Source organism: Nocardia sp. NPDC058497, from assembly GCF_042720195.1.
Lineage (GTDB): Bacteria > Actinomycetota > Actinomycetes > Mycobacteriales > Mycobacteriaceae > Nocardia.
In genome coordinates, this window is sequence record NZ_JBHXMY010000936.1 from 1 (window position 1) to 1,498 (window position 1,498).

Sequence of the window (1,498 nt, forward strand, 5' to 3'; positions counted from 1 at the left end):
CGAATACAGCGGCAGGACGTGGTGCTTTCGGGGGTTGCGCTGGATTTTCTTGTCCTGGAGGAGTTTCAGGGCTCGGCGGATTTCGAGGCGGGTGGTGGCGGGTTCGATGACCGCGTCGATGAAGCCTCGTTCGGCGGCTACCCAGGGGGTGGCGATGTTGGTGTTGTAGAAGTCGATGAGGTTTTGGCGGATGGCGGCGCGCTGGTCTTCGGGGGCGGCGGCGATCTGGGCGGCGCCGAGCAGGCCGACGGCGCTCTCGGCGCCCATCACCGCGATGCGGGCGGTGGGCCAGGCCAGGTTGATGTCGGCACCGAGCTGCTTGGAGCCCATCACCGCGTAACCGCCGCCATAGGACTTGCGGACCACCAGGGTGATCTTGGGGACCGAGGCCGCGCAGTAGGCGAACAGGAAGCGGCCGCCGCGCTTGATCACGCCGATCTTCTCCTGCTCGACGCCGGGCAGGAAGCCGGGGGTGTCGACGACGAAGACCAGCGGGATCTCGAACGCGTCGCACAACCGGACGAAATGCGACGCCTTGTCCGAGGCGCGCGCGTCCAGCGCGCCGGCCGAGGCCAGCGGCTGATTGGCGACGACGCCGACGCTGCGGCCGTCGACCCGCGCGAAACCGGTGATGATGTTTGCGCCGGTCCCGGCGCTGATCTCCTTGAACTCACCGTCGTCGAAGATGCGCAGCAGGATCTCGTACATGTCGTACCCGGCGTTGTCCGAGTCCGGCATGATCGCGTTGAGCTCACGATCGGAATCGGTGATCTCGGGCTCGAGGCCGGGGTTCACGATCGGCGGAAGTTCCTGGCAGCTGGTCGGCAGGTAGCTCAGGTACTCACGCACCCACTGGAACGCCGCTTCCTCGTCCTTGGCGACGTGGTGGATATTGCCGTACTCGGCCTGAGTACGCGCACCGCCGAGCTCTTCGAGGCTCACGTCCTCGCCGGTGACCTCTTTGATCACCTTCGGGCCGGTGACGAACATGTGCGCGGCCTCGGTGGCCACCACGACATCGGTGCAGATCGGCTGATACACCGCGCCGCCCGCGCAGTTGCCCAAGATCATCGACACGAGCGGGACCATGCCCGACAGTGGCTCGACATTGGTCGCCATCCACGCGTACCAGGCCAGCGAGCTGACCGCCTCCTGCACGCGCGCGCCGCCGGAATCGTTGATACCGACCAGCGGGATGCCGACCTTGGACGCGTACTGCATGATGCCGCACAGCTTGCGGCCGAACGCCTCACCGACCGAACCGCCGTAGACGGTCTGGTCGTGCGAGAACACCGCCACCGGACGGCCGTCGACCATGCCGTGCCCGACGACGACACCGTCGCCGTAGAGCGCGGTCGGGTCGCCGGGCTTGCGGACCAGGGCACCGATCTCGACGAAGGTGCCCGGGTCCATGAGCATGTTGATCCGGTCGCGGGCACTCGGAATGCCCTTCCGCGCCCGCTTCTCGATCCCCTTCGCGCCTGCGGGCTCTTTGGCG

1 protein-coding gene is annotated in these 1,498 nt (G+C 67.2%); it reads right to left on the reverse strand.

Features of this window, described 5'->3' with window-relative positions; translation table 11 throughout:
- Positions 1-1,498, reverse strand: a 1,498-nt coding sequence (locus tag ACFWPJ_RS32615) for an acyl-CoA carboxylase subunit beta (protein WP_378857341.1), incomplete at both ends; no start/stop codon positions are given.